The following is a 26,121-nucleotide window of genomic DNA, read 5'->3' as shown; positions in this document are numbered from 1 at the left end:
ATGCGAGTACGTGCGATCGCGATGGGCGGCGCCCTGCTGCTGCTCACCGGCTGCGGTGCCGCCGACATGACCAAGCAGGCCTCGCCCTTCGCCAACGCCCAGGGCGCCAAGAGCCTGACCCTGTCGGTGCAGTCCTGGGTCGGCGCGCAGGCCAACGTGGCCGTCGCCCAGTACCTCCTCGAGCACAAGCTCGGCTACCGCGTCGACACCGTCCAGGTCGACGAGGTCCCCGCCTGGGACGCGCTCAGCCAGGGCCGGGTCGACGCCATCCTGGAGGACTGGGGCCACCCCGAACAGGAACAGCGGTACGTCAAGGACAAGAAGACGATCACGCCGGGCGGCGGGCTCGGTGTGACCGGGCACATCGGCTGGTACGTCCCGACGTACTTCGCCAAACAGCACCCGGACGTCACCAACTGGAAGAACCTCAACAAGTACGCCTCGCAACTGCGCACCGCGGAGAGCGGCGGCAAGGGCCAGCTGATGGACGGCTCCCCGTCCTATGTCACCAACGACAAGGCGCTGGTGAAGAACCTCGACCTGGACTACCAGGTGGTGTTCGCCGGTTCGGAGGCCGCGCAGATCACCCAGATGAGGCAGTTCGCCAAGGAGAAGAAGCCCTTCCTGACCTACTGGTACGCCCCCCAGTGGCTGTTCGAGAAGGTCCCCATGACCGAGGTGAAGCTGCCCGCCTACAAGGAGGGCTGCGACGCGGACCCGGCGAAGGTCGCCTGCGCCTATCCGCACACCCCGCTCCAGAAGTACCTCAACACGGACTTCGCCAAGTCCGGCGGCAAGGCGGCGGCCTTCCTGAAGAAGTTCAAGTGGACGACCGAGGACCAGAACCAGGTCTCCCTGATGATCGCCGACCAGAAGCTGACGCCGGAGGAGGCGGCGAAGAAGTGGGTGGACAGCCACGCGTCGACGTGGAAGGCGTGGCTGTCCTGAACCGCCCTATCCCTGGAGGCGGTCGGCGCTCTCCCGCAGCTGTCGGGCCATCCTCCGCTGGAGCCCCGGTCCGAACGTGACGCGAGTGGCCCCGAGTTCACCGAGTTCGGTGGGCGAGGGGCCCTCGCCGTCCAGTCGGCCGAACACGTTGACCGGCCCCTGGATACCGGATCGCAGCAGAGGGAGTACGCCCGCCGGGGCGCCGATCGGATAGACGCAGTCGGCGCCCGCGGCGACGTACAACGCGGCTCGCTCGATGGCCCGTTCGGGATCGCCGTCGCCGTACGAGAACGTGTCCACGCGGGCGTTGACGAACAGCTGGGCACCGGCCGCGTACCGCACCTCGGCGAGCCACTCGGCGTGCTCGCGCGGATCCTTGAGGACACCCTGGCGGGAGTCCTCGAGGTTGCAGCCCACCGCACCCGCCTCCAGCAGCCGCTCCACCAGCTCCTTCGGCGCCAGCCCGTACCCGCCCTCGACGTCCGCCGACACGGGGATGTCCACGGCCGCGGAGATACGCGCCACCGCGGCGAACATCTCGTCGGCCGGGGTGGACCCGTCCCGGTGTCCGAGCGCGGCCGCGATCCCCGCGCTGGGCGTGGCGAGCGCCGGGAACCCGGCCTCCTCGCACACCCGGGCGCTGATGGCGTCCCAGGGGCCGGGCAGCACCAGCGGATCGTCCGGGAGGCGGTTGCGGTGCAGGGCGCGAAAGACCTCCACCTTGTTCACGGCCGATAACCCCCCGGCGGAATCCGGCGACTGACCATCACCCGGTTCCAGTTGTTGATGGCGACGACCAGACCGATGAGATGGGCGAGTTGCCCGTCGTCGAACTGCTTGGCGGCGGTGGCGTACACGTCGTCCGGCACACACCCTTCCGTCAGGACGGTCACCGCCTCCGTCAGCGCGAGCGCGGCCCGCTCCCGCTCGTCGTACACGCCCTCCGCCTCCTCCCAGGCGGCCAGCAGATCGAGCTGCCTCTCGCTCACCCCGTGCTCGCGGGCGATCCCGAGATGCATGTCCAGGCAGAAGGCGCAGTGGTTGAGCTGCGAGGCCCGGATGACGACGAGTTCGGCGAGGGCGGGGTCGCCGAGCCCTCGTTTCGCGGCCGCGCTGAGCGCGGACAGGGCCCGGCCGACCTCGCGGTCCAGAACCTCCGTACGGCTCACTGGTGCTGCCCCGCCTCGTAGTGGCCCGGGACCATACGGCAGGTCACGCCGAACCGGTTCCACGCGTTGATCACCGTGATCGCGGCGATCAGCTGGGCCAGTTCGGCCTCCTCGAAGTGCTTGGCCGCGTGGTCGTACACCTCGTCCGGCACGAACCCTCCCCCAGAGCCGAAAGCCTGGGAGGTGCCCCCAGTGAGGACCGTGACCGCGTCGGTCAGTTCGAGAGCCGCGGCCTCCTTCTCCGTGTAGAAGTGCCGCGACTCCTCCCACGCGCCGAGCTGGATGATCCGCTCGACGCTCTCACCCGCCGCGAGGGCGTCCTTGGAGTGCATGTCGAGGCAGAACGCGCAGTGGTTGAGCTGCGACGCGCGGATCTTCACCAGCTCCAGCAGCCGCGGGTCGAGGCCGCGCCGGGCGGCCGTGTCGAGGCGGAGCATCGCCTTGTAGACCTCGGGGGCGTGCTGGGCCCAGGACAGACGGGGTGTGTGCTCGGGGGCGTACCGGACGGTTTCCTCTGTGGTCATGCCTCGACCCTAGGAGCCAGGCAGCCCAGGAGTATGGTCCACTTCCATGGCGAAACCCTGGGCCACTTTCGGTGTCGACCTGCACCTGGAACCCACCGGAGGGGGCGTCCGGCGGGGCCTCACCGACGCCCTGCGCGAGGCCGTCCGCACCGGTCGCCTCGCGCCCGGCACCAGGCTGCCCTCCTCCCGTGCCCTCGCCGCCGACCTGGGCATCGCCCGCAACACCGTCGCCGACGCCTACGCCGACCTGGTCGCCGAGGGCTGGCTCACCGCCCGCCAGGGCTCGGGCACCCGCGTCGCGGAACGTACGGTCGTCCCGCCGACCGGCGCCCCACCCCGGCCCCGCGGACCCGGGCACCCCACCCACAACCTCGTCCCCGGCACCCCCGACCTCGCCTCCTTCCCGCGCGCGCAGTGGCTCAAGGCCGCCCGCCGCGCCCTCGCCACCGCCCCCTACCAGGCCCTCGACTACGGTGACCCGCGCGGCCGTATCGAACTGCGCACCGCCCTCGCCGGCTACCTCGCTCGCGCCCGCGGGGTGCGCGCCGACCCCGAACACATCCTGGTCTGCGCCGGTTTCTCGCACGGCCTGCGCCTCCTCGGCGCGGTGCTGCGGGCCCGGGGCGCCCGCACGGTCGCCGTGGAGTCGTACGGCCTCGACGTGCACTGGAACCTGCTCGCGGCCGCCGGTCTGCGGACCGTGCCCCTGCCGTTCGACGAACGCGGCACCGACCCCGGGGAGTTGACCGACCAGGACGCGGTGCTGCTCACCCCCGCCCACCAGTTCCCGATGGGCGGCACCCTGCACCGCGACCGGCGGGCGGCCGTCGTCGAGTGGGCGCGCCGCACCGGCGGCCTGGTCGTCGAGGACGACTACGACGGCGAGTTCCGCTACGACCGCCAGCCCGTCGGCGCCCTCCAGGGCCTGGACCCCGACCACGTCGTCCACGCGGGCACGGCCAGCAAGTCCCTCGCCCCCGGCCTCCGGTTGGGCTGGCTGGTGCTGCCGCCCGGCCTCATGGAGGAGGTGCTGGCCGCCAAGGGCGGTATCGATTCCTGCGGCTCCCTCGACCAGCTGACCCTCGCCGAGTTCCTCGTCTCCGGTGCCTACGACCGTCATGTGCGCGCCGCCCGGCTGCGGTACCGGCGCCGCCGCGACGCCTTGGTTGCCGAACTCGCGCGGCGGGCCCCGAGGGTCCACGCCACGGGGATCGCGGCCGGTCTGCACGTGGTGCTGCGGCTCCCGCCGGGCACCGAGCAGTCGGCGCTGCGGGCGGCGGCCTGGCAGGGCCTCGCGGTCCACGGGCTGCACCGCTACCAGCACCCCGAGGCCGGCGTCGAGCGGCGCGACGCACTCGTCGTGGGCTACGGGACACCGCCGGACCATGCCTGGTCGGGAGCGCTGGAGGCGCTGTGCGCGGTGCTGCCCGAATAACGCCGCCCATTTCAGCTTTTCCCCATTGCCGAATGCGGTCGCGTGGATAGAGTCGCCCCATGAGTAATAGCGCACCCATATCCCGTGTGGCCCTGAAGAAAATCACCCCCGACGTGTCGGCGGCGATGGGCTCCCTGCATGCCGCCGCCGTTTCCGCGGCCCGGGACGCCAAGGTCGAACCGGAACTCCTGGAACTGATCCGCATCCGCGCCTCGCAGATCAACGGCTGTGCGTTCTGCCTCGACATGCACACCAAGGACGCCCGTGCGGCGGGCGAGACCGAGCAGCGAATCTACGCCCTGAACGCCTGGCGGGAGACCCCCTTCTTCACCGGACGCGAGCGCGCCGCACTGGCGTTGACCGAGGCCGTGACCCTGGTGAACGACGGCCAGGTGCCCGACGCGGTCTACGCCGAGGCCGCGGAGGTCTTCGACGAGACGCAGATCGCGGCACTGATCTGGGCGGCGACCGTCATCAACGCGTACAACCGGATCGCAATCGCCACGCGCATGGCGCCGGGGGGTTATCAGCCGACGCCGAAGAATTGAATTCAGGCACCTTTGAATGCGCCGGACCGTAATGGTCCGGCGCATTTTCCGGTAGCGAATTCACCTGCTCGGCAGCGGCTCCATGAGGCTGTCCAGCCACACCCGCCATTCCGGGGCGCGCCGCGCCGGTGCCGCTTGCAACGACCCCCCGATCCATCCCGTCACCGGCCGGATTCCGTGCAGCGCGTTCACCAGCCACACCTCACGACCGTCCAGTCCGGCCACGGTCCGCTCACGGTGGGCGACGGGGATGCCCTCGCGCCGGGCCCGCTCCTGGACGAGGGCGACGGTCACCCCGGGCAGGACCGGCAGCCGGGGCGGAGGCAGACACAGGGTGTCGTCCTCCCACCACAGCACGCTGGCGGTGGCCGCCTCCAGCACGGAGCCTGAGGGTGCGACCAGCACCGCCTCCTCCGCCCCCTCACCGGACGCCCGCTCGCGCACCCGGGCGAGCGCGCCGAGGTCCGGTCCCTTGCGGCGGGGCACGGTCCGTGGATCGGCCTGGCCGGTCGCCCAGACCCGCACGCCGGTCCCGAGCGGGGGAGCGTGCCGCATGAGCAGCCGCAACTCCAGGGACCCGGCGGCGAGTTCGACGCGGGGGAACCACTCGCCCGTACGGGGCAGCGCGTCGGTCATGTCCCGCCAGAACTCCAGCAGCCGGCGCAGCGGTGGCCCGCCCGCCTCGCCGCAGGTCCGCAGGAACCGCTCCCGGTGCCGTTCGAGCCCGCGCACCCTGCCGTCCCGCACCAGCCAGGAGTCCGCGACGAGCAGGGGTGTCGTCGGCTCCGCGGCAGGGGTCAGCCCACGGGCAGGTGACCACGCCGACAGCCCCTCCACGATGACCGGTTGTGTCACAGCCGCTCCCTCCTCAGTACGTGCGGCCGGCGTTCACCGGCGCTCCGTGCCGTGGCCCGTACGGCGCGTGCTCCAGCCACGAGCCGCACCACGGCAGCACCGGCGCGAGCGCAGCCGCCGCCCGCTGACGGGCCCGGACGATCCGGCGCCGGGGCCGCAGATGGTCCAGCGCGGCCCCGGCGGCGGCACTGTTGAACAGCGCCGCGGACCGCCGTACGTCGGCGAAGGCCTCGATCGTCCCGGCGGCGATGGCCTCCGCCGCGGCCGCCGCGTCCGCGATGCCGCTGTTCATCCCCCGCGCCCCGAACGGCGGGAACAGATGCGCCGCCTCCCCGACGAGCAGCACCCGCCGGTGCGGATCGGTGAACGAGGCGGCCACCTTGCGCAGAAAGCGGTACGTCGACACCCACAGGATCCGCTCGCCGTACCCCTCGCCCACCACCGCCGGAAGCCATCGCCGTACGGCCTCCTCGGTTCCGAACTCCTCCTCGGGGTCGTCGTCCCGGCACTGCAGGTCGACCTGGAAGCCCCCGGTGAACGGCACCCGCATCACACTGCGCCCGCCGGCGCCCGGATGCTCGTAGTGGAAGATCCGCTCGGGCGGAGGCTCGGCACCCGGTATGTGGGCCACGTCGGCGACCACATGAAAGCCCTCGCCCCGCTCGCCCTCCATGGCGATGCCCAGTGCCCCCCGCACGACGGACCGGGCACCGTCGGCGGCGACGGCGTACGCGCAGCTCCACTCCCGGCCGTCGCCGCAGCTCAGCCGGACCCCGGTCGCCGTCGTACGGACGTCCAGCACCCGTGCGTCCCACACGAACTCCACACCCGCCCGCTCGCACGCGCCCCGCAGGAAGCGCTCGGTGTCCACCTGGCGCAGGCTGGTGAAGGGCGGCGGGCCCTCCTTCGGCGGATAGGTGCGGGAGTACACCTCGCGGCCCCGGTAGAGGGTCCGCCGGGTTCGCCAGGTCTGCCCGTACGCGGTGATCTCGGCGGCCAGTCCCGGCCGCATCCCGTCGAGCAGCGCGAGCGTCTCGCGATGCACGAACAGGGCACGGCTGCCGGGCCGTTCACGGTCCTTCGGCTCCGCCTCCAGCAGCACGACCTCCCGCCCGCGTGCCCGCAGCGCGAGCGCCGCCGACAGACCCACGGGGCCGGCGCCGACCACCACGACCGGTGTCACGCGCGCGCACCCTCCGCGAGCATCCGGGTGATCTCGACCCGCTTCACCTTCCAGGTCGCGGTCATCGGCAGCTCCTCGAACCGCCACTGCCGCGGCTCGGCCATCGCCGGCAGATCGGCCGTGGCTTCCCGCCAGCGCCCGAGATCCAGCGGCCGCTCCCCGCGCACGCACACCACCGGCACCGGCTCCCGGTCCGCACCCGGCACGATGACGACCTCCCGGAGTTCCTCCAGGCGCTCCATCAGGGTGTCCTCGACCTCCAGATTGCTGTGCACGGAGTCGATCCGGTCGATCTCCCGGTCGATCAGATGCAGGGTGCCGAGGCGACTGCGGTATCCCATGTCGCCCATCTCCCACCAGCCGTCGTTGAGTTGACGGTCGTAGCGGTCCTGCATGCCGAGGTAGGTGAGGATGCGGCCCCTGGTACGGGCCTCGATGCGGCCGCTCGTCCCGGCGGCGACCCGCTCACCGCCCGGCCCCGTCACGCGCACGCGGGTGAAGCCGGGTATGCCGATCCCGACCCGCCGTCCGTCCGCGCGTGCGGCACTGCGTCGGGTGAAGCACTGAAAGGCGACCGGACCCGTCTCGCTCTGCCCGTACAGCTGGATCAGCCAGGGCGAACGGCGCTTCGAGGCACCCAGCAGCCGCCGTACCGTGCGCGGATGGATCGCGTCGAACGTCGAGCCGTAGGACCGCACCCGCGACAGCGGGGCACCGGGCGCGTCGGCCAATTCCTCCCACAGCACGAACGTGTTGGGGTGGGTCTCCACGATGCCGGGCCGGTGCCTGGTCAGGAGCGGTCCCACGGCGGCCGGGGCCGGGTCGGTGATCAGTACCAGCGGGCTGCCGAAGTGCAGCAGGACGCCGAGCAGATGGTAGAAGCGCGAGTGCGCGAACGACATGTGCAGCGCCGCGGTCTCCCCGCGCGTCGGCCAGCCCATCGCCTTCTGCGGAACGAGCCGGTTCCACATGGTGTTCGCGCAGTGCACGGCGAGTTTGGGGAGGCCGGTGGTGCCGGAACTGTGGGTGATCAGCGCCGGTTCGCGGGGATGGAGGCGTACGAGCGGCGGGGGCTCGGTACCGGCGTACTTCTCCAGGCGCTCGGCGCCCGGCGCGTCGTCCACGGCGAGGACCTGCCGCACCCGGAGGCCGACCCCCATCAGCGGCCCCTCCAGCTTGGCCCGGTCGGTGACCAGCCACGGGTGCCTGAGCCGCTCGATCAACTCCCCGACCACCTCACCGGCCAGCCCGGGCGAGAGCAGCACGGGCACCGCGCCGATACGGGAGACCGCGCAGGTCAGCAGCACGATGTCGACGTTGTCCGTCTTGTGTACGACGACCTGCTCCGACGGCCTCACCCCCGCCTCCCACAGGCGTCCGGACAGCTCCTCGACGACCTCTGCCAGCGCCGCGTAGGTCAGATCGACACCGAGGGCGGGATGGGTGTCCAGCGGGCGGTCCAGGGTCACGAAGACGGCGCCGTGCCGGTCGGCCGCCCGGCGGAACACCGGGCCCAGGTAGAAACCCCGGTCGGTGAAGGGGGGTTGCTGCTCTCGCATGGGGCCGTTCCTCTCTGCGGTGCGGCTACGGTGCTCGTGCGGTGCCTGTGGGGTGTTCTGGCCGTGGTCACCAGGCGCCCCGGCGGACCAGGTGGCGGCGGAGCTTGCCGGTCGGGGTGCGGGGGAGCGACGGGACCAGGCTCACGCTTCTGGGCACCTTGAAGGCGGCCAGCCGTTCGCGGGCCAGGCCGAGGAGGTCCTCCTGGAGGCTTCCGTCGGGGACCGGGGCGACGGGGACGACGAACGCCCGCAGCCGACCGACGCCCCTCCCGTCGGTGACGGCCACGACCGCGACCTCCTTCACCGCCGGGTGGGTGCGCAGTACGGCCTCCACCTCCAGCGGGGAGACGGTGATGCCGCCGACCATCTCCATGTCGTCGGCGCGGCCCAGGTGCCGGTAAGTGCCGTCGGCCTCGCGGAGGGCCCGGTCACGGGTGGCCAGCCAGCCACCGACCAGGGTGCGTTCGGTCTCCTCGGGCCGGTTGAGATAGCCGGGCGTCACCGTCGGACCGCGCACCCACAGCTCGCCCTCCGTGCTGTCCGGGACCGGTTGGCCGGCGCGGTCGCGCAGCTCCACCTCGAAGCCGGGCACGGGGCGGCCGACCGTGCCCGGGCGGTTGTGGCCGAAGCTGTTGGCGCAGAAGGCGTGACCGGCCTCGGTGGAGCCGATCTGCTCCAGCACCGGCGCACCGAGCAGCTCGGTGACCTGTCCGCCGAGCCCCTCCGGCAGGCCCTCGCCGGCCGACACCGCGGCCCGCACCGAGGCGAAGCAGGCCTCGTGCCCGCTGCCCCGGTCGGCCACCAGCGCGGCGTACGCGGACGGCACGGAGTAGAGCAGGGTCACCCGGTGCCGGGCGACGAGCTCGTCCACGGCGGCCGGGGTCGGGCGCCGGTCCACGAGCACGGCGGAGGAGCCGGAGAAGAGCGGGAAGACGAAGGCGTTGCCGAAGCCGTAGGCGAAGTACAGCTTCGACACCGACAGGGTGACGTCGTCCTGGCCGACCCGCAGCAGTCGCCGGCCGATGAGGTCGTGGTACGCCTTCGGGTCGCCGTGCGTGTGCACGACTCCCTTGGGACGGCCCGTGGTGCCCGACGTGTACTGGACATACAACGGCGTGTGCGCGTCGACCGGGTGGGCGGGGGCCGCCTCGGCGGAGGCGGTGAGCGCGAGCAGCTGGTCGGCACCGAGCCGGGGCCGCTCGGCGAACCGGTCCTCCAGACCCGGCCCCGTCACACACAACGCGGCGTCGGCGTCCACTGCCATGAACGCGTGGTCGGCCGCGGGGAGTTCGGGATTGACCAGGACGGCGACGGCCCCGAGGCGCGCGACGGCGAGGAAGGCCGTCACCCAGGCGATCCCGTCCGGCAACGCCAGCACCACCCGGTCACCCGGCCGGGTGCCGTGACCGGCGAGCACGGTGGCCGCCCGGGCCGCGAGCGCGTGCACCTCGCCGTGGGTCCAGGCCCGGTGGCCCTGATGGAAGGCGGGCCGGTCCGCCCAGCCGCGCCGCTCGGCGAGATCGGCGAGCTGGGCGGCGAGATTGCCGGGGGCGTCGAAGCCGGCCGAGGACAGCACGGGCTGCGCAGTCGTCATCGGACCGTCTCCTCGGTGGCCGTGTGCCCGCCGCGGGCGTCGGCGCGGACGGCTGTGTGCCGCCGCTGCTCCGCCGTCCGCTCCGCGGTGTGCAGGTGCAGGGCTCTCATCTGCGCTGCCGTCTTCAGCAGCATCTCGTCGTACTCGGCGACCGGATCGGAGTCGAGGACGATCGCGCCTCCGGCGCCCAGCTGCATCAGCCCGTCGGCGAACACGGCCGTACGGATGACGATGCTGAGATCCGCGCCCCCGCCGCACCCCAGATAGCCCAGGGCGCCGGAGTAGACCCCGCGGGCCTCGGTCTCCAGGGAGTCGAGGATCTCCATCGTGCGCAGCTTCGGCGCCCCGGTCATCGAGCCACCGGGAAAACAGGCCCGCACGCACTCCACCGCGTCGGTCCCCTCCCGCAACCGCCCCTCCACGGTGGACACGAGCTGATGCACGGTCGCGTACGTCTCCGTGGCCATCAGCCGGGTCACCCGTACCGACCCGGTCCGGCACACCCGCCCCAGGTCGTTGCGGAGCAGGTCGACGATCATCAGGTTCTCGGCGCGCGTCTTGGCGTCCGACGCCAGTGCGTCCCGCAGCCGGGCGTCCTCCTCCGGACCGGCCCCGCGCGGCGCGGTGCCCTTGATGGGCCGGGCCTCGGCGATCCCGTCCCGGGTGATCCGCAGGAACCGCTCGGGGGAGGAACCGGCCACGTCGACGTCCCCGAACCTCAGGAACGCCGCGTAGGGGGCCGGGTTGACCCGGCGCAGCACCCGGTAGAACGCGTACGCGTCCGGCGGGGCCGGTAACCGGGCCGCGTTCGTCAGGCAGACCTCGTAACTGGTGCCCGCCCGCAGGTCACGTCCGCAGGACTCGATGTCGGCGAGATAGGTCACCCGGTCCCGCACCAGCCAGGGCTCGGCGGCGCCGACGTCGGGGTCGAGCCCCGGGTCGGCGGGGCCGGTGGGTGTCGGCAGCCCGGGTATCGCCGTCGGGTCCGGTTCGGTGGCGACGAAGGTCAGCTGGGCCAGCGTGCTCTCCAGCCAGTCCTCGGCCTCCCGCGCGGCCTGCGGGGTGTCCTCGGCCAGGCAGACCGCGTAGGTGAACCTCTTCAGATGGTCCACGGCGATCAACCGGTCGGCGAACAGCCAGCAGGCGTCCGGGACGTCGGAGGTGTGCCGGTTCGGTGAGCCGCAGTCGGCCTTCATCTCGTAGCCGAAGTAGCCGACATAGCCGCCCGTGAAGTCGAAGGGCAGCCCGGCGGCGTCCACCCGGCGACTCGTCAACTGCCGTCCGAGATAATCGAAGACGCTCGCCGCGACCTTCCTCGTCGGCCGCCCGGCCCGCTCGATCTCGCACTTTCCGCTCTCGACGTCGTACCGGACGAACTCCGCGAGCGGACCGCTGTCGTCACCGAAGAACGAGAACCGCGACCGCCCGTCCTCGACCAGTGCGCTGTCCAGCCAGAACGCCCGCCGCGACGCCGCGTACATCCGGGTGAAGGCGGCCTCGGTGTCGACCGCGCCGGCGATGCGCCGGGTGTGCAGACGGTAGGCGGGCACCGTCCGCCGGGGGCGCGGGACGACCCGCGCGGGCCGGGGGATCACCGCCTCGGGCGGGGGCACCGCGGTGTTCTTCGTACGCGTTCTGCGGGCCCGTTCCGCCGTGAGATTGCGGAAGTTGACGAGCATGCGGTGGCCGTAGTCGGTGAGCACGGACTCCGGATGGAACTGCACGCCCCACAGCGGCCGGCTGCGGTGCCTGAGCCCCATCAGCACGCCGTCCTCGGCCCAGGCGGTGGCCTCCAGCGCCTGCGGGAGCGGCTCGGACACGGCCAGCGAGTGGTAGCGGACCGCGGTGAAGTCCTGCGGCAGCCCCCGGAACAGGTCCCGTCCGTCGTGCCGGACCGTCGACAGATGACCGTGTCGCGGCTGCGGGGCGGGTTCCACCCGGCCCCCCTCGCCGAGCGCGATGCCCTGGTGCCCCAGACAGACGCCGAGCACGGGGATCGGCGACGCGGTGAGCACGGCGGTGCTCAGTCCGAAGTCGCGCGGCTCGGCCGGGTGCCCGGGTCCGGGCGAGACCACGACATTGTCGAATCCCGCGAGGTATGCCCCGAGATCGGGAAGGGCGCCGACCGCGTCGTTGAGGACGACGACCGGTTCCTCGCCGTTGACCTCGGCGACCAGCTGGAACAGGTTGTACGTGTACGAGTCGTAATTGTCGATGAGCAGGGTCTTCACCCGCCCACCTCCCTCGGTTCGTTCCGGACCTATGCGGTCCGTCTTTTGTGCCGTCCGCGAAGGGCCTGGAGCGGCGGATACAGCCATTTCCTCAAGAAACGCTGAAGCCGGGGCATGAGAATCCAGGTGACGAGAGCCGTCACACACAGGCACAACAGCAGTGTGCGGATGAGCGGATTGAGTCCGCCGAGATAAGGAAGAGCGATCAGATTGAACAGGAGCACCGGCGGAAAAACCGCGCTCATGTTCACGAACCACAGTTTCCATTTCGCCGGCGGGGCGGGCGCCTTCGGTGTCGTGGTCTGCGAGTCGAACCACATCTTGGAGCCCCGCACGCTCCTGCGTTCCGTTTGCCGGGCGAAGTCCATCGCCCGGTCGTGCCACTGGGTCCGGACGGGCGAATCCTCCCAGGCCCGGGCCGTTCCCTCGCTGGCGAAGCGATAGACCACATGCCACTCCGCCTCTCGGTCGACAAGAACGCCACCTCCAAGGAAGCCCGGCTGCTGCGCACTCGCGGCCAGCATGGCCCACCCCCAGGAGTGGAAGTCGGCCTCACGGCCCGGCACCACGTGATAGGCCACGGTGACGGTGACGGGATTACTGCTCACGCCGTCGTATACGCAAGACCTTCACATCACGTTCAAACCTTCAACGAAGCTCTTTCCGACTGTCCGGATCGTGACTCTTTATCGGCCTTTCGGTCGGCATGGATCATTCTGTCGAGCTGTACCGAAAGTAACTCGATCAACCCCTTACGAAATTCGGGAAGGGGAATGCGCGGAGGAATGTTCCGGGGCCTCCCCGAACCTGGCCAGCGCCAACGCCCCCGCGACGGCCACGGCGAACCCCAGCACCGCCGCCCACGCCAGCCCCTCCCGGGTGCGGTCCCCGAGCCACACCACCCCCACCAGCGCCGGCCCGATCGTCTCCCCGATCACCATCCCGGCGGTCGCCGTGGTCACCGAACCCCGCTGCAGCGCCGAGGTCAGCGACAGAAAGGCCGCACCACCGCCGACGAGGAGTGCGTACGTCGCCGGGTTGCCCAGCAGCGCCGACGGCGTGAGCGAGTCGATCAGGCGTACCGCCACCTCGACCACCCCGAAGCCGAACCCGGCCCCCAGCCCGAGCGCCAACGCCCGTCCCCGCTCCGGCAGTCGCCCACCGAGCAGCGCGAGCCCCAGCACGGCCAGTGCCGTCCCGAGCATCGCGTACTTCAAGGCCGACGGCCCGCTCCGGTCGCCCTCCGTCCCGGACGCGATCCCCAGCAGCGCCATCCCCGCGCACACCACCCCGACGGCACCCCACTCGCCCGCGCTCAGCCGGACCCGCAGCAGCCGCGCCGACACCACCGCGGTCACCGCGAGACTCGACGCGAGCGCCGCGCCCACCGCGTAGATCGGGACCGACCGCAACGCGGCGATCTGCAGCAGGAACCCCACCCCGTCCAGCGCCAGCCCCGCCAGATACCGCCACTGCCGCACCGCCCCCAGGAACAGCGTCACCGCGAACGCCGTCCCCTCGCCGTCGCGACCGCCCGTATCCGCCGCGCGCGCAGCCATCGCCTGCAGCACGGTGGCCGTCCCGAAACACACGGAGGCACCCAGAGCACACACCATTCCAAAGAGCACGCAGTGACCTTAGGGGAGGTGGTGAGGGGTGGGTTGGTTTCGGACCAGCTCTCACTGATCTCCAACTGTCCGCCGGACGCGAGCCGTGTCCCCGAGGCCGTGTCCGCGAGCGGTCGGCGAAAACGCGTTGCCGACCCCGTCCGATCGCGTTACGGTCGGCGCACTCTGACGCACACGCTCTCTGGAACCATCGCCGCAGAACGGGAGCAGGTCCGCGCACAGCGCGCGGCACCACGGAGGGGCGGCACCGGATCCGGCCGACCGGCGGATCTCGTACGCCCTCCGGAGGACTCTCCCATGAACATCGGCCTCGGCCTCCCCATCGACGACCCCGCCCAGTTGCTCACCTGGGCCCGGCGCGCCGACGCGAGCCCCTTCAGCACCCTCGGCCTGCTCGACCGCCTCGTCTACGACAACCCCGAGCCCCTCGTCACCCTGGCGATCCTCGCCGGCGCCACGTCCCGCATCCGCGTCCAGACCGAGGTACTGATCGCACCGCTCCACAACACCGCCCTGCTCGCGAAGCAGACCGCGACCCTCGACCGCCTCTCCGGCGGCCGCTTCACGCTCGGCATCGGCGTCGGAGGGCGCGAGGACGACTGCCTGGCCGCCGGCACCGACCTCCACCGCCGAGGCCGCCGCCTCGACGAACAGATGACCCTGCTGCGCCGCACCTGGTCCGGCGAGCCATACGGCGAAGGCATCGACCCCATCGGTCCTGCCCCCACCACCCCCGGTGGCCCGGAGGTGCTGTTCGGCGGCTTCGCCCCCGCTGCCCTCGACCGCGTCGGCCGCTTCGGCGACGGCTTCCTCGGCGCCGCCCTGCCGCCCTCCTTCATGTCCAACCTGTTCCGCGCCGCCGAAACGGCCTGGCAGAAACACGACCGCCCCGGCCACCCCCGTCTGGTCGCCCAGGCGAACGTCGCTCTCGGCCCCGACGACACCCTGGACCGGGCCCGCCGCAACCTCCGCGACTACTACGCCTTCAGCGGCCACGTCGCGTACATGGAGGCCGGCCTGCTCACCACACCGCGGCAGATCCGCGAGGCCGCCGACGCCTACGTCGGCATCGGTGCCGACGAGGTGATGCTCTACTGCTGGGCCTCGGACGCCGACCAGATCGACCGCCTCACCGACGCGCTGTTCTGACGTCCTGCACCGCCCCGGCTTCGAGGCCCCGGCCCTTGGCCCGGCCTCGAAGCCGTCGCTCGCATGGTGGACGTCGCGCCGGGGTCGTTCCACGTGCCCGGTAGGCTGGCCGACAGGCCGTGACTGGCGCGCTGGGATGGGACGGACCATCGGGGAGCGGCCTGTGAATGACCAAGTGCCGTGCGCCTGGGCCGAACCGTGATCCGTGACCGCTTCAAGCCACGCAGCCCGGAGGCCGCCATGTCAGAGCAGCAGCCCCTGTCCACCGAGTCCACGGCCTTCCGCGCCGCTCTCGACGTGATCCGCGCCGTCGAGCCGCGCGTCGCCGACGCCATCGGCCAGGAGGTCCACGACCAGCGCGAGATGCTCAAGCTGATCGCCTCCGAGAACTACGCCTCCCCGGCCACCCTCCTCGCGATGGGCAACTGGTTCAGCGACAAGTACGCCGAGGGCACCGTCGGCCGCCGCTTCTACGCCGGCTGTCGCAACGTCGACACCGTCGAGTCCCTGGCCGCCGAGCACGCCAAGGAGCTCTTCGGCGCCCGGCACGCCTACGTCCAGCCGCACTCCGGCATCGACGCCAACCTCGTCGCCTTCTGGTCCGTCCTCGCCCAGCGTGTCGAGGTCCCCGCCCTGGAGAAGGCCGGCGTCCGCCAGGTCAACGACCTCTCCGACGCCGACTGGGCCGAGCTCCGCCAGGCCTTCGGCAACCAGCGCATGCTCGGCATGTCCCTGGACGCCGGCGGTCACCTCACCCACGGCTTCCGACCCAACATCTCCGGCAAGATGTTCGACCAGCGCTCCTACGGCACCGATCCCTCCACCGGTCTGGTCGACTACGACGCGCTGCGCGCCTCGGCCCGTGAGTTCAAGCCGCTGATCATCGTCGCCGGCTACTCGGCCTACCCCCGTCTGGTGAACTTCCGGATCATGCGCGAGATCGCCGACGAGGTCGGCGCCACGCTCATGGTCGACATGGCGCACTTCGCCGGTCTCGTCGCCGGCAAGGTGCTCACCGGCGACTTCGACCCGGTCCCGCACGCCCAGATCGTCACCACCACCACCCACAAGTCGCTGCGCGGCCCGCGCGGCGGCATGGTGCTGTGCGACGACTCCCTCAAGGACCAGGTCGACCGCGGTTGCCCGATGGTCCTCGGCGGCCCGCTCCCGCACGTCATGGCCGCCAAGGCCGTCGCCCTCGCCGAGGCACGTCGGCCCTCCTTCCAGGACTACGCCCAGCGGATCGTCGACAACTCCCGCGCCCTGGCCGAGGGCCTGATGCGCCGCGGTGCCACCCTGGTCACCGGCGGCACCGACAACCACCTCAACCTGATCGACGTCGCCTCCTCCTACGGCCTCACCGGCCGCCAGGCCGAGGCCGCCCTGCTCGAGTCGGGCATCGTCACCAACCGCAACGCCATCCCGGCCGACCCCAACGGCGCCTGGTACACCTCCGGCATCCGCATCGGCACCCCCGCCCTGACCACCCGTGGCCTGGGCACCGCCGAGATGGACGAGGTCGCCGGTCTCATCGACCGCGTCCTCACCACCACGGAGCCCGGCACCACCAGCAAGGGCGCCCCCTCCAAGGCCCAGCACATCCTGGACCCGAAGGTCGCGGACGAGATCTCCCACCGGGCCACCGACCTCGTGGCCGGTTTCCCGCTGTACCCGGAGATCGACCTCGGCTGACGCACGTCCTCTCTTGAGTTGTCAAAGACCGGTGACTCCTAGAGATCGATGAGTTCCTGTCGTGGCTCATCCCGCGGCGGTCCGGCTCCTGGCCCGACCGCCGCGCGGCGTATCAGCCGCGTGCCGCCGACTCCCGCTGCGAATCCCACGGCGAGCCCCGGCACCGCCCACCACCCGCCATGCTCCGGGCCCGTCGAGCTCTTGGCCTCCGCCTTTTCCCGCCCCTCCCCGGGGCCGCCGGCGAGGCCCGCCCGGTCCAGCTGATCGAAAACCGCCCGCGGCGCACGGTGCCAGCGGATGTCGTCGTCCTCCCGCTCCGGTGCCGGATCCGAGCGCACCCACGGCGTGCCGTCCCCTGTCAGGAACAGCTGGTCCTGCCGCGCCACCGCCACATCACCCCCCGGCGCCGAATCCGTCCGAGGCCAGCCACCGACACCCGTCAGTCCCCACACGACGGTTAACCGCACTGCTGGATACCGGCCCTCCTCCCAGGCGCCGGACACCCGCTCCGTGCCTGAGCGCGTCGGCTGCAGCAGCTGCCACAGGCGGGTGAAGTACGGCTCGTCGGAACGCACGGCCTCCGTCCGCCCCGAGCCGCCGGTGACGACCATCGCCAGGTCGGGCCGGTCGGGGCCGGCTCCCCGCGTCTGCTGTGCCGCCACGGCAGCCGCCGGCGCCCCGAGCACGGTCACCGCCACCACCGCTGGTGCCAGCGCTGCCAATGTCCTGCGCGGCCCGAGCCGCACCCCTGTGTGTCTGCTCCGCACTGCCATCCCCCTCGATCGAACAGCCTCGCTATCTCCAGCTCGCGGGCACCTCCTTTCGTCACAGATCACGCAGCTCCTGACGAGGTCCCGGCTCCCGGCGCACACGGTGCCCTCGCATCCGCAGAGCGAACGGCCGCAGCACCAGCGCCAGTACGGCTCCGGCCGCAATCCCCGGAAGCGCCCACCACCACTCGGTGCCGTCGTCGGCCGTGGAGGCCGGGCCCACAGACGCCTGCGTGGGCATGGCCCCCGCGTCGCTCCCCGGCTCCTGCCCGGGCGCCGGGAAGATGGCATGGCCCTCGCCGGAGACCTTGCCCATCACTCCCAAGTCCTTCAGCAAGGCGCGCAGTTGAGGTGGATTCTTTGTGCGGTGCCAATGGCCGTTCACCGACTCGGGGACGTGCTCGGCGGTGCGTATCCACACCTCATCCGTGCCGGCCAGCGGGAAGACCTGGTCCAGCCGCCACGGTGAGACATCGTGCGCCATCCACGTGACGTTGATCTGCCGGGCTGCAAGCAGATTCGCCTCGGGTGGTGTGGTGCGGGTGCCCGCACCCGGAGGGCCGAGCAGCCGCTCCAACTCGTCGTACTCCTCGTCGGAGTAGTACAGCGACGCCGTCTCCCCACTCTCGGGCGAGACCACGAGCACGCTCGTCGGTCCGCCCGCCGAGGCGGAGGGCGCACCCCACACCGTCAGCGCGAGCACCACCGCCAACGCGCCCGATCCCGCCGCCAGTTCACGACAGCGGCCCCTCGGTCCAGCCACACACCTCTTCATGCCGGCCCCCAGCAGACGATCCCCGTGCGGCCCGTCCGCGAGCCGCATGTCACTTCTGGTACACCGCCCGGCCCGTCGGGGTTCCCACCCCGCGCGCACTAATCCGAGGACTTCCCGGCGTCCTCGTGCCCCGGCTCGCCGAGGGACTTCGCGATCTCCACGGCCCGCGCCTTCGACGCGACCCCCTCCAGTCGCAGCGTCACGTCCGGAGCGTCCAGGACACCCGACCCCTGCATCCACAGCAGCGTCGGCCCGGCGGTTCGCTGCTCGCGGGTGTAGTGGGAGCCGGCCGCGTCCACCAGCCAGAAGCTCAGCAGGTGGGGCCGCGGAAACCACAGTGCCGTGTCATGGGCCCCACCGAGCTCGGAGGAGTCCCCGTCCAGCGAGAGCCACTCCGGCTGCTCCCGCACACTCTTGGTGAAGCCGATGTCCAGACGGGCCGGATACTCGTCCAGCCGTATGGTGTCTCCCCGCTCACGCCAGCACAGGCTCACCAGAGTCCGCCCCCGCGGCTCGGCCGTCACCGTCACCACGTCCGGAGCGCCGAGCGCCGACGGCACCAGCGGTTCGAACCCCGCCCGCCGCTCAGCCTGCGCGAGCGACACCGAGCGACCGCAGCCGGGCACCTCGGCACCTGGCGAGGGCACCGCCGACGGGTCGTACCGCACCTCGACCCCGCCGAAGTCGAACCAGTCCAGGACCGCCGCCCGCACCGGGGGCGTGAGCGCGAGGACCGCCAGCAGCCCGCAGAGGGTCGCGGCCAGCGAACGCCACCGCATCCGCGTCCACCGCCGCACCGCCCGCAGCCGCTCGCCGGGACCCGGCGCGTGGGCCACCGGGACCGGCAGCCGCTCGGTGAGTATCTGCTCCAGCACCCGCTCCACCATCGACTCGGACCCGCCCGCACCCGGCGCGTCCAGCGAACGCCCGAGCGCCCGCAGCTCCTCCGGCAGCCGGGACGCACGCTCACGCGCCTTTCCCTCCGCGCCCTGACCGCCGTAGGACTCACTCACGCTCATCACCCCCTTCCCGAGGCTCGAAATCCGGCAGCAGTTTGCCGAGCTTGCGCAGCGCGCGGTTCAGCCGGGACTTCACCGTCCCCCGGGGCCAGCCCAGAGCCTGGGCCGTCTCGGACTCGTCCATCTCCAGCAGATACCGGTAGGTGACGACCAGACGGTGTTCCTCGCTCAGCTTGTCCAGCGCGGACCCCAGTGCGGCGCGGCGCTCTATCTCCACGGCCGCGACCGCCGGGTCCCCCGCTTCCGGTATCAGCGGCTCGGCCTCCGCGAAGGCCGCCTCGCGGCCGGCGAGCGTGCGTTGGCGCGCCGCCGTCCGCACTGTGTTCCTCGTCTCATTGGCCACGATCGACATGAACCACGGCTTGAACGCCGAGCCCTCCTTGAAGCGGCCCAGCCCGCAGTACGCCTTGACGAAGGCCTGCTGCACCACGTCCTCCGCGTCCGCACCCGCCCCGAGCGCGGCGGCCGCTCGCATGGCGAGGCCCGTATGGGCCCGCACCAGCTCCGCGTACGCCTCCGGGTCTCCGGCGCGTACGCGTGCGATCACCGCGGCCTCATCGACGATGCGGCCCCCCTCCCGCGTCCTCACACGATTGGTACACCGCCCGGACCGAATCGGTTCCCACCCGTGGCGCATCTGTTTCCGACTGGTTCCGGATCGGCGCCCGACACCTGAGAGAATGGTGAGCATGGCCTCTGACCGACCCCGCGTGCTCTCCGGAATCCAGCCCACCGCAGGCTCGTTCCACCTCGGCAACTACCTCGGCGCCGTCCGCCAGTGGGTGGCTCTGCAGGAGTCCCACGACGCGTTCTACATGGTCGTCGACCTGCACGCGATCACGGTTCCGCAGGACCCGAAGGAACTCACGGGCAACACCCGCCTGGCCGCCGCGCAGCTCCTCGCCGCGGGCCTCGACCCGGAGCGCTGCACGCTCTTCGTCCAGAGTCACGTCCCCGAGCACGCCCAGCTCGCCTGGGTCATGAACTGCCTCACCGGATTCGGCGAGGCCTCCCGCATGACCCAGTTCAAGGACAAGTCCGCCCGACAGGGCGCCGACAGCGCCAGCGTGGGCCTGTTCACGTACCCGATCCTCCAGGTCGCGGACATCCTGCTCTACCAGGCCAACGAGGTCCCGGTGGGTGAGGACCAGCGCCAGCACGTCGAGCTGACCCGTGACCTCGCCACGCGCTTCAACGGCCGCTTCGGCGAGACCTTCACGATCCCGAAGCCGTACATCCTCAAGGAAACGGCGAAGATCTACGACCTTCAGGACCCGTCGATCAAGATGAGCAAGTCGGCGTCCACGCCGAAGGGACTCATCAACCTCCTCGACGAGCCGAAGGCCACCGCCAAGAAGGTCAAGAGCGCGGTCACGGACACCGACACCGTCATCCGCTACGACGCCGAGAACAAGCCGGGCGTCAGCAACCTGCTCACCATCTACTCGACCCTGACCGGCACGGGCATCCCCGAGCTGGAGCAGCAGTACGAGGGCAAGCTCTACGGCGCGCTCAAGACGGACCTCGCCGAGATCGTCGTCGAGTTCGTGACGCCGTTCCGGGAGCGGACCCAGCAGTACCTCGACGACCCGGAGACGCTGGACTCGATCCTGGCCAAGGGCGCGGAGAAGGCGCGCGCGGTCGCCGCGGAGACCCTCTCCCAGACGTACGAGAAGGTGGGCTTCCTGCCCGCGAAACACTGATCCCCGCGGGCCGGCGGTACCGACCGCCGGCCACCGGGGCGTACCACCGCACACCAGCACCACCGGACAGAGCGCTGCACATCACTACGCCTGCGCCTGCCCACAGCACAGCCGTGGCCGTACAGTCGATAGCCGGACGGCTCGGAACGAATCCGACAGGACGACAGGGACGAACAGGAGACGACGTGGGGACCGTAACGATCGGTGTGTCGATCGCGGTCCCGGAGCCTCACGGCAGCCTGCTCCAGGAGCGGCGCGCGGGCTTCGGCGACGCCGCGGCTCACGGTATCCCCACCCATGTCACCCTGCTGCCGCCCACAGAGGTCGCGGACACCGCGCTGCCCGCCATCGAGGCGCACCTCACCGAGGTCGCCGCGACGGGCCGGCCCTTCCCGATGAAGCTGTCCGGCACCGGCACCTTCCGGCCGCTGTCACCGGTCGTGTTCGTCCAGGTCGCCCAGGGTGCCGAGGCCTGCACGTGGCTCCAGAAGGAGGTCCGGGACGCCTCCGGGCCGGTCGCGCGGGAACTGCAGTTCCCGTACCACCCGCACGTCACGGTGGCCCACGGCATCGACGAGGCGGCCATGGACCGCGCCTTCGAGGAACTCGCCGAGTTCGAGGCCGAGTGGCCGTGCACCGGATTCGCGCTCTACGAGCAGGGCGCCGACGGGGTGTGGCGCAAACTGCGCGAGTTCACCTTCGGCCGCTCGACCGTGCCGCCCCAGGCCGGCCACGTCGACCGCGGCTCCCTGCCCACAAGCCAGCTGTAACCACGGTCACAGCGGCAGCAGCCGGAACACCGCCCGCGGCAGATGCCGCACCGCCGCCGTCACCACCCGCAGCGCCCCGGGCACCCACACCGTCTCCGAGCGGCGCCGCAGACCCAGCTCGATCGCCGTCGCCACGGCCTCCGGGGTGGTCGCCAGGGGCGCCTCCTCCAGACCGGCCGTCATTTTCGACCGCACGAACCCGGGGCGTACGACCATGACGTGCACGCCCGTGCCGTGCAGGGCGTCGCCCAGCCCCTGGGCGAAGACGTCGAGGCCGGCCTTGCTGGAGCCGTAGATGAAGTCGGCGCGGCGGGCGCGCTCGCCGGCGACGGAGGAGAGCACGACGAGCGAGCCGTGCCCCTGGTTCTGCAACGCGCGCGCGGACACCAGGCCGGCCGAGACGGCGCCCGTGTAGTTGGTCTGCGCGACCCGCACCGCCGCGACCGGCTCGCGCTCGTCGTGGGCCTGGTCGCCGAGGATCCCGAAGGCGAGCAGCACCATGTCGATGTCCGACTCGGCGAACACCTTGCCGAGCACCGTCTCGTGCGACTCGGGGTCCAGCGCGTCGAACGCGACGGTGTGAACCTCGGCCCCCAGAGAGCGCAATTGTGTGGCCGCCGACTCCAGGGCCGGGGAGGGGCGCCCCGCCAGCCACACCGTGCGGGTGCGCCGGACGACGAGGCGGCGGGCGGTGGCCAGCGCGATCTCGGACGTACCGCCGAGGACGAGCAGGGACTGGGGGATGCCGAAGGCGTCCTTCACGAGCAGCTCCTTGGAGGGCCTGGGATCTTCAGAGGGCTTGGAGAGTCAGACGGCGGGACAGGTCCGAGGTGAACACCCCGCGCGGGTCCAGCTCCGCGCGCAGCGCTCGGAAGTCGTCGAGGCGTGGGTACATCGCGGTGAGCAGTTCCGGCCGCAGTCGGGAGTCCTTGGCCAGGCAGACCCGCCCGCCGGCCATGGCCACCTCCTCGTCCAGTTCGTCGAGGAGGTGGCCGAGACCGGGCAGACCGGCCGGGATGTCCAGGGCCAGGGTCCAGCCGGGGACCGGGAAGGAGAGCCACCCGGGGTCGGCGTCCCCGAACCGCTTCAGCACGGCGAGAACGGAAGGGCACCGCTGGCCGGAGACCCGCCGGACGATCCGGCGCAGGGCCTCCTCCTGCCCCTGTCCGACGACGAACTGGTACCTCACGAGGCCGCCGCGGCCGTAGATCCGGTTCCAGTGGGGCACGGCGTCGAGGGGGTGGAAGAACGCGGAGATCCTCTGCAGCCGGCCGGTACGCGCGCGGGGCGCCTTCCGGTACCGGAGCTCGTTGAACAGCCCCACGGTCGTCCGGTTGAGGAGTCCCTCGGGGAGGAAGGGGGCCGGAGCCGGGAAGCGCGGGGTGCCGAAGGCCAGGGGGTCCCTACGCGCGCGTGTGCCCCCGGCGAGCCGCCCCCGTGTCTCCAGCGCTTCCAGCGGCGCGTGGTCGCCCCCCGTGAGCACCGCCCGCCCCGTCGAGGCCCCGCGGGCCAGCAGGTCGACCCAGGCGACCGAGTAGCGGTACTGATGGTGGGACGCTGTCAGACGGGCCATCAGATCGTCGAGGTCCCGCGCGCGTTCCGTGTCCACCGACATCAGGGACGTCTCGACCGGCTGGAGCTGGACCGTCGCGGTGAGGATCATCCCGGTCAGACCCATGCCGCCGGTGGTCGCGTCGAACAGAGGTGTGCCGCGGCGCACGGTGCGGATCTCGCCGTCGGCGGTGAGCAGTTCGAAGGACAGCACATGGCGGGAGAAGGAGCCGGACACATGGTGGTTCCTGCCGTGGATGTCCGCGCCGATCGCACCGCCGACGGTGACGTACCGGGTGCCGGGCGTCACCGGCACGAACCAGCCGAGCGGCAGCAGCACCTCCATCAGCCGGTGCAGGGAGACGCCCGCGTCGCACAGCACGCTGCCGCCTTCGGCGTCGATCGCATGGACGCGGTTCAGGCCGGTCATGTCGAACACCGAGCCGCCGGCGTTCTGTGCCGCGTCCCCGTACGCCCGTCCCAGGCCCCTCGGGATGCCGCCACGGGCCCCGCAGCCCCGGACGGCGGCCACGGCCTCCTCGTAGCTCCGCAGACGGATCAAGCGGGCCGCGGTGGGGGCGGTGCGCCCCCATCCCGTGACGGGAACGGTGTCGGCAGACATGCCGGTGACCGTATCGCCGCTATAGAGGCAATTCGATCGCAAACATCATGTATCTCCCCGGAATGGGTGATTAACAACCAGTACTCGGCCATTGTCGGCTCATCGGGACGGCACCCGACGTCGTCCCGCGTTTTCGGGGTACTCACACATCGGTCTTCCCTACGGAGGGCAAGATCCGATCATGGACTGGCTGAAGAGACTCCCCGTCGTCGGGCCCCTCTGGGTGCGCCTGACGGCCACGCACGCGTGGCGGTCGTACGAACGGCTGGACCGGGTGAAGTGGACCCGGCTGGCCGCGGCGATGACGTTCACCAGCTTCGTCGCGCTGTTCCCGCTGCTCACCGTGGCCGCAGCGATCGCCGCCGCGACGCTCAGCACGAAGCAGCAGAACGACCTCCAGGACAAGATCGCCGATCAGGTGCCCGGTATCTCCGAGCAGCTGAACATCGGCGACCTGGTCCAGAACGCCGGCACCGTCGGCCTCATCGCCGCCGCCGCCCTGCTGTTCACCGGCATCGGCTGGGCCGGCTCGATGCGTGAGTGTCTGCGCGCGGTGTGGGAGCTGCCGGACGAGGACGAGAACGCGATCCTGCGCAAGGGCAAGGACCTGGGCATCCTGGTCGGGTTCGGCGGCGCGGTCCTGGTCACGCTCGCCATCTCCACCGTCGCCTCCGCGCTGGTCGACTGGATCGGCGGGGAACTGGGCCTCCAGGAGGGCGGCGCGGGCCGGGCCCTGCTGCGCGTCGCCGCCTTCGTCATCGCCGTACTCGCCGACTTCCTGCTCCTGCTGTACGTCCTGACCCTGCTGCCCGGAGTCGAGCCGACGCGCCGCCGGCTGCTCGTCGCCGCGCTGACCGGCGCTATCGGCTTCGAGCTGCTGAAGCTGCTGCTGAGCGGCTATATGCAGGGCGTGGCGACGAAGAGCATGTACGGCGCGTTCGGCGTCCCCGTCGCCCTGCTGCTGTGGATCAACTTCACGGCGAAACTGGTGCTGTTCTGTGCCGCGTGGACGGCGACGGGGAGCAAGGAGCAGGAGCTCACGGACGAGAAGAGCGACGACGTACCAGATCGGGCAGCGGCCAGCGGCGGTTGACGAGGAACGCGGCCCCCGCGAGCAGCACGAGGAGGCCGCCGGTGATCGCGAAGGCGGTGCCCATGCCGCGGGAGCCGCCGTGGGCCGTGGCGGACGCGACGGGCTTCGCCGAGGCCCCTGAGCCCGCGGAGTCCCCGGAACCCCCGGCCTCGCCGGAGTCCCCCGGCTGGGCGCTGGACTGCGCGGCACCCTTCGGCGGCACCAGATCACCCACCGGCTCCACCTTGCCGGCCGCCTTGAAGCCCCAGTCGAAGAGCTTCGCGGTCTCCTTGTAGACCTCGTTGTGCTCTTCCTTGGACGGGTTCATGACGGTGACGAGCAGCACCCTGCCATTGCGCTCGGCGACACCGGTGAAGGTGGCGCCGGCGTTGGTGGTGTTGCCGTTCTTCACGCCTGCGATGCCCTGGTACTGCGACATGTCGTAGTCGCCGCTCAGCAGTCGGTTGGTGTTCTGGATCTCGAAGGGCTTGCGGACGGTCTTGCCCTTCTTGTCCTTCTTCGTCTCGCCGGGGAACTTCGCGGTGACCGTCGAGCAGTACTCGCGGAAGTCCTTCTTCTGCAGGCCGGAACGGGCGAACAGGGTCAGGTCGTAGGCGGAGGAGACCTGGCCGGGGGCGTCGTAGCCGTCGGGGCTGACGACATGCGTGTCGAGGGCCTGGAGGTCCTCGGCGTGCTCGTTCATCTCCGTGACGGTCTTGGCGACGCCCTTGTTCATCGCGGACAGGACGTGCACGGCGTCGTTGCCGGAGCGAAGGAAGACGCCGAGCCACAGATCGTGGACCGTGTACGTCTCGCCCTCCTTTATCCCGACCAGGCTGGAGCCGGCGCCCATGCCCGCGAGGTCGGAGGGGACGACCTTGTGCTTCTCGGTCTTGGCGAACTTCGGCAGCACGGTGTCCGCGAAGAGCATCTTCATGGTGCTCGCCGGGGGCAGCCGCCAGTGCGCGTTGTGCGCGGCGAGCACGTCGCCGGACTCGGCGTCCGTGACGATCCAGGAGCGCGCGGTGATGTCCTTGGGCAGCACCGGGACCCCGCTCGCGAGATTGACCTGTGTGCCCGTCTGGCCGAGCCGCGAGCCGCCCACGGTCGACATGTGCGCCGGGGGAGTGGCACTCGGGGACGCGCTCGGTGACGGGCTGGGAGCCGCGAGAGCGACCGGCGCGGTCAGCGCGAGGGACGACAGGGCGGCGGTGGAGGTGACCAGCAGGGATCGCCCGGCGGTCTTCTTGTGGGGTGCGGACACGCTCAGGAACGTACATGGCGCGGAGGGTGAAGTCTCACAGCCCTCCCCACCCCGGCCGCC

The 26,121-nt window shown here is 71.5% G+C and carries 25 protein-coding genes and 1 riboswitch; of the genes, 8 read left to right on the top strand and 17 right to left on the bottom strand.

Going from position 1 to position 26,121, the window contains the following annotated elements:
• Positions 1-948 (top strand): ABC transporter substrate-binding protein, encoded by a 948-nt coding sequence (locus OG841_RS18330; protein WP_328640495.1) that lies wholly within the window; start codon positions 1-3, stop codon positions 946-948.
• 6 nt (positions 949-954) lie between these two features.
• Here the strand turns inward: OG841_RS18330 and OG841_RS18325 are convergent, their stop codons facing one another.
• The 3 genes from OG841_RS18325 to OG841_RS18315 are packed head-to-tail and all read right to left on the bottom strand — an operon-like array spanning position 955 to position 2,641.
• The gene (locus OG841_RS18325; protein WP_328640496.1) at positions 955-1,677 is read right to left on the bottom strand and encodes an isocitrate lyase/PEP mutase family protein; all 723 of its coding nucleotides are present in this window, start codon (positions 1,675-1,677) and stop codon (positions 955-957) included.
• Positions 1,674-2,117, bottom strand: coding sequence for a carboxymuconolactone decarboxylase family protein (locus OG841_RS18320; RefSeq protein ID WP_365119616.1), 444 nt, complete (start codon positions 2,115-2,117; stop codon positions 1,674-1,676). Before OG841_RS18320 ends, OG841_RS18325 begins: the two co-directional genes overlap by 4 nt.
• Complete coding sequence (locus OG841_RS18315) at positions 2,114-2,641, bottom strand: carboxymuconolactone decarboxylase family protein (protein ID WP_328640498.1); 528 nt, start codon at positions 2,639-2,641, stop codon at positions 2,114-2,116. The genes OG841_RS18320 and OG841_RS18315 overlap by 4 nt, the downstream gene beginning before the upstream one ends.
• A 46-nt stretch (positions 2,642-2,687) precedes the next feature.
• On the opposite strand from OG841_RS18315, the gene pdxR reads away from it, so the two are divergent.
• Entirely contained in the window at positions 2,688-4,076 is a 1,389-nt protein-coding gene (pdxR, locus tag OG841_RS18310; protein WP_328640499.1) for a MocR-like pyridoxine biosynthesis transcription factor PdxR, read from the top strand.
• A 59-nt stretch (positions 4,077-4,135) separates the two neighbouring features.
• Complete coding sequence (locus OG841_RS18305) at positions 4,136-4,624, top strand: carboxymuconolactone decarboxylase family protein (protein WP_328640500.1); 489 nt, start codon at positions 4,136-4,138, stop codon at positions 4,622-4,624.
• A 60-nt stretch (positions 4,625-4,684) separates the two neighbouring features.
• Here OG841_RS18305 and OG841_RS18300 read toward each other — a convergent pair whose 3' ends face one another.
• The 7 genes from OG841_RS18300 to OG841_RS18270 all read right to left on the bottom strand — a co-directional run bounded on the left by OG841_RS18300 (position 4,685) and on the right by OG841_RS18270 (position 13,662).
• On the bottom strand, positions 4,685-5,479 hold the full coding sequence (locus OG841_RS18300) for an aminotransferase class IV (RefSeq protein WP_328640501.1): 795 nt from the start codon (positions 5,477-5,479) through the stop codon (positions 4,685-4,687).
• Between the two features lie 13 nt (positions 5,480-5,492).
• Positions 5,493-6,662 (bottom strand): FAD-dependent oxidoreductase, encoded by a 1,170-nt coding sequence (locus OG841_RS18295; protein ID WP_371566131.1) that lies wholly within the window; start codon positions 6,660-6,662, stop codon positions 5,493-5,495.
• Positions 6,659-8,221 (bottom strand): class I adenylate-forming enzyme family protein, encoded by a 1,563-nt coding sequence (locus OG841_RS18290; protein ID WP_328640503.1) that lies wholly within the window; start codon positions 8,219-8,221, stop codon positions 6,659-6,661. The genes OG841_RS18295 and OG841_RS18290 overlap by 4 nt, the downstream gene beginning before the upstream one ends.
• 67 nt (positions 8,222-8,288) lie before the next feature.
• Positions 8,289-9,815 carry a benzoate-CoA ligase family protein gene (locus tag OG841_RS18285; protein WP_328640504.1) on the bottom strand — a complete coding sequence of 509 codons (1,527 nt, stop codon included), beginning with the start codon at positions 9,813-9,815 and terminating at the stop codon, positions 8,289-8,291.
• Entirely contained in the window at positions 9,812-12,046 is a 2,235-nt protein-coding gene (gene pabB / locus OG841_RS18280; protein WP_328640505.1) for an aminodeoxychorismate synthase component I, read from the bottom strand. Before pabB ends, OG841_RS18285 begins: the two co-directional genes overlap by 4 nt.
• Before the next feature lie 29 nt (positions 12,047-12,075).
• Entirely contained in the window at positions 12,076-12,654 is a 579-nt protein-coding gene (locus OG841_RS18275) for an antibiotic biosynthesis monooxygenase (protein ID WP_328640506.1), read from the bottom strand.
• Between the two features lie 144 nt (positions 12,655-12,798).
• On the bottom strand, positions 12,799-13,662 hold the full coding sequence (locus OG841_RS18270; protein WP_328643630.1) for a hypothetical protein: 864 nt from the start codon (positions 13,660-13,662) through the stop codon (positions 12,799-12,801).
• Positions 13,663-13,971: 309 nt separating this feature from the next.
• Between OG841_RS18270 and OG841_RS18265 the strand changes: the two genes are divergently transcribed.
• Both OG841_RS18265 and OG841_RS18260 read left to right on the top strand, forming a co-directional pair.
• Complete coding sequence (locus OG841_RS18265; protein ID WP_328640507.1) at positions 13,972-14,823, top strand: LLM class flavin-dependent oxidoreductase; 852 nt, start codon at positions 13,972-13,974, stop codon at positions 14,821-14,823.
• A 109-nt stretch (positions 14,824-14,932) separates the two neighbouring features.
• A riboswitch (ZMP/ZTP riboswitch) is annotated at positions 14,933-15,022 on the top strand.
• A gap of 41 nt (positions 15,023-15,063) precedes the next feature.
• Entirely contained in the window at positions 15,064-16,515 is a 1,452-nt protein-coding gene (locus OG841_RS18260; protein WP_328640508.1) for a glycine hydroxymethyltransferase, read from the top strand.
• Positions 16,516-16,553: 38 nt separating this feature from the next.
• On the opposite strand, the gene OG841_RS18255 is transcribed toward OG841_RS18260, so the two are convergent.
• The 4 genes from OG841_RS18255 to OG841_RS18240 all read right to left on the bottom strand — a co-directional run bounded on the left by OG841_RS18255 (position 16,554) and on the right by OG841_RS18240 (position 19,626).
• Positions 16,554-17,288, bottom strand: a complete 735-nt coding sequence (locus tag OG841_RS18255) for a hypothetical protein (protein WP_371566127.1) — start codon at positions 17,286-17,288, stop codon at positions 16,554-16,556.
• A 52-nt stretch (positions 17,289-17,340) separates the two neighbouring features.
• Positions 17,341-18,048 carry a hypothetical protein gene (locus OG841_RS18250; protein ID WP_365119630.1) on the bottom strand — a complete coding sequence of 236 codons (708 nt, stop codon included), beginning with the start codon at positions 18,046-18,048 and terminating at the stop codon, positions 17,341-17,343.
• 110 nt (positions 18,049-18,158) lie between these two features.
• Positions 18,159-19,073, bottom strand: a complete 915-nt coding sequence (locus tag OG841_RS18245) for a hypothetical protein (protein ID WP_371566124.1) — start codon at positions 19,071-19,073, stop codon at positions 18,159-18,161.
• Positions 19,066-19,626 (bottom strand): RNA polymerase sigma factor, encoded by a 561-nt coding sequence (locus OG841_RS18240; protein ID WP_328640511.1) that lies wholly within the window; start codon positions 19,624-19,626, stop codon positions 19,066-19,068. The genes OG841_RS18245 and OG841_RS18240 overlap by 8 nt, the downstream gene beginning before the upstream one ends.
• A 142-nt stretch (positions 19,627-19,768) precedes the next feature.
• Here OG841_RS18240 and trpS point away from each other — a divergent pair, with 142 nt between their 5' ends.
• Entirely contained in the window at positions 19,769-20,782 is a 1,014-nt protein-coding gene (gene trpS / locus OG841_RS18235; protein WP_057608143.1) for a tryptophan--tRNA ligase, read from the top strand.
• A 185-nt stretch (positions 20,783-20,967) separates the two neighbouring features.
• Positions 20,968-21,552 carry a 2'-5' RNA ligase family protein gene (locus OG841_RS18230; RefSeq protein WP_328640513.1) on the top strand — a complete coding sequence of 195 codons (585 nt, stop codon included), beginning with the start codon at positions 20,968-20,970 and terminating at the stop codon, positions 21,550-21,552.
• A gap of 6 nt (positions 21,553-21,558) precedes the next feature.
• On the opposite strand, the gene OG841_RS18225 is transcribed toward OG841_RS18230, so the two are convergent.
• Positions 21,559-22,314: a decaprenylphospho-beta-D-erythro-pentofuranosid-2-ulose 2-reductase gene (locus OG841_RS18225; RefSeq protein ID WP_328640514.1), complete on the bottom strand. Its 756-nt coding sequence runs from the start codon at positions 22,312-22,314 to the stop codon at positions 21,559-21,561.
• A gap of 28 nt (positions 22,315-22,342) precedes the next feature.
• A complete protein-coding gene (locus OG841_RS18220) occupies positions 22,343-23,725 on the bottom strand; it encodes an FAD-binding oxidoreductase (RefSeq protein ID WP_328640515.1) in 1,383 nt (460 codons plus the stop codon).
• A gap of 181 nt (positions 23,726-23,906) precedes the next feature.
• Between OG841_RS18220 and OG841_RS18215 the strand changes: the two genes are divergently transcribed.
• Positions 23,907-24,818 (top strand): YihY/virulence factor BrkB family protein, encoded by a 912-nt coding sequence (locus tag OG841_RS18215; protein ID WP_328640516.1) that lies wholly within the window; start codon positions 23,907-23,909, stop codon positions 24,816-24,818.
• Here the strand turns inward: OG841_RS18215 and OG841_RS18210 are convergent.
• Positions 24,763-26,061 carry a D-alanyl-D-alanine carboxypeptidase family protein gene (locus OG841_RS18210; RefSeq protein WP_328640517.1) on the bottom strand — a complete coding sequence of 433 codons (1,299 nt, stop codon included), beginning with the start codon at positions 26,059-26,061 and terminating at the stop codon, positions 24,763-24,765. The genes OG841_RS18215 and OG841_RS18210 overlap by 56 nt on opposite strands.
• Between the last annotated feature and the right edge of the window lie 60 nt (positions 26,062-26,121).

It is taken from the genome of Streptomyces canus, from assembly GCF_041435015.1.
GTDB lineage: Bacteria > Actinomycetota > Actinomycetes > Streptomycetales > Streptomycetaceae > Streptomyces > Streptomyces canus_G.
Note: the sequence above shows the minus strand (reverse complement) of the source record. Positions and strands in the feature narration are given on the sequence as shown.